The 1,653-nt window shown below is 73.7% G+C and carries 1 protein-coding gene and 1 pseudogene; one reads left to right on the top strand and one right to left on the bottom strand.

Translation table 11 applies throughout. From position 1 onward, the window contains the following. Positions 1 to 275, bottom strand: a pseudogene (locus ACTIFU_RS23700) (hypothetical protein); the annotation flags it as partial. 470 nt (positions 276 to 745) lie between these two features. Between ACTIFU_RS23700 and ACTIFU_RS23695 the strand changes: the two are divergent. Beyond that, positions 746 to 1,405: a DUF1028 domain-containing protein gene (locus tag ACTIFU_RS23695; protein WP_439580789.1), complete on the top strand. Its 660-nt coding sequence runs from the start codon at positions 746 to 748 to the stop codon at positions 1,403 to 1,405. Positions 1,406 to 1,653 lie beyond the last annotated feature (248 nt).

The raw sequence follows: 1,653 nt of genomic DNA, 5'->3' as shown, positions 1-1,653 counted from the left end.
GCTGGCCAGACCGTGTCGGCGTGGCCGAGGATCAGCAGCCGCGGGCCGTTGCCGAGCGCGAGCTCGGCGGTCATCTGATCACCCCGGCCGGGCAACGCCGCGCGGTCCACCGTGAAGCCGAGGCCGGAGAGCATGCCCGCCCAGATGTCGATCACCGCGTTCACGCCCGCCGCGTCGTAGCTGCCACTGTCGATATCGACAACGCGCCGCGCCATCGCGAGGATGTCGGGCAGCGCCGGTGCAAGCGCGGCTTCGTGGGCCTTGGGATCGGACATGGCGCTCTCCCGTGACAGCATGGAGGGTGGGGTGGTGGTTTCCGGATCGACGGTGCTTGAAGCGGTGCTCGGACGCATCCGGGCCAGCCCGCGCATCGTCGCGCGGACGTGCACGCGCTCTGCGACCGCGGCGGGCGGTTTCGCAGATCGAAGCCGGCCTGGCCGCGCAGATGGACATGCCCGCCGGCGCGCACCGCCATGCACACGTCGGTGTCGAGAGCCCGAGGGCCGTGCACGTCGCGCGTGTTGACCCTGCGCAGGCGAAGATGCGCCATGCCCGTCTCGCCGGATTGTTCCGCCGGCGATGCCAGCACCGGTGCGCCGGATGCGCAACCGGCCGATCGGCGGTGCATCGGCACTGGACACACCGGTGGCGCACGCGTTGAATGCCCGCCGGGAGACATGGCGCCGCTCCGGAGCAAGCGCGACCAGGGCGCCGGAACGCTGGCCGCAGCGACGATGGGGGACCGATGACCTTCTCGCTGCTCGGACGGTGCGCACGAACCGGGCAGTTCGGCGCCGCCGTGTCGACCTCGAGCATCGCGGTCGGCTCGCGCGTGCCGTTCTGCGCGCCCGGCGTGGGCGCGGTGCTGACGCAGCATCGCACCGATCCGCGGCTCGGCCCGCGCGGGATCGCGCTGCTGCGATCGGGCTGCACCGCGCCGGAGGCGGTCGACGCGCTGGTCGTCTCGACGCCGCATCACGCCTGGCGCCAGCTCGCCGCGATCGACGCCGCCGGACGCACCGCGCACTTCCACGGCGCGAAGGTGAAGCCCGCCTTCGGCGCGGGTCACGCGCCCGACTGCATCGCGATCGGCAACATCCTCGCCAATGACCGCGTGCCGCAGGCGATGGCGGACGCGTTCGGCGCCGACCAGTCGGCCCTGCTCGCCGAGCGGCTGCTGCGCGGGCTCGAGGCCGGGCTCGCGGCCGGGGGCGAGCACGGGCCGGTGTTCTCGGCGGTGCTGTTGGTGGTGCACCGCGAGAGCTTCCCGCTGGTCGATCTGCGCGTGGACGGCGGCGCCGACCCGATCCCGCACCTGCGCGCACTGTGGGAGCAGTACCAGCCCTGGATGGAGGAGTTCGTCATCCGCGCGGTCGAGCCGGATCGCGCGCAGGCGTCGCCATGACTGACGCGGATAGGCGACGACCTCGCGATCCCGCCCGATCCCCGCACGGAGGTGGTGCGCCTGTCGTTCCTCCAGGGCGGCGTCGCCGACATGCTGTCGGACCGCCCGGTGAGGATCATCCCGCACCACCCGATCGAGGCATGGCGGGTCCGCCGCGATTCGGGGCGCGGGCCGTGGGCCCCCCCAGACCCCCCCCCCCCAGCCGGGGGGGGGACCCCCGGGGGCCCAGCGAGCCACCATACCCCCCC

The organism is Elioraea sp. (genome assembly GCF_051860475.1).
Lineage (GTDB): Bacteria > Pseudomonadota > Alphaproteobacteria > Acetobacterales > Acetobacteraceae > Elioraea.
Note: the sequence above shows the minus strand (reverse complement) of the source record. Positions and strands in the feature narration are given on the sequence as shown.

Excerpts from the sequence above, each read along its gene's own strand:
- ACTIFU_RS23695 (WP_439580789.1), top strand. The coding sequence starts at position 746 with ATGACCTTCTCGCTGCTCGGACGGTGCGCACGAACCGGGCAGTTCGGC.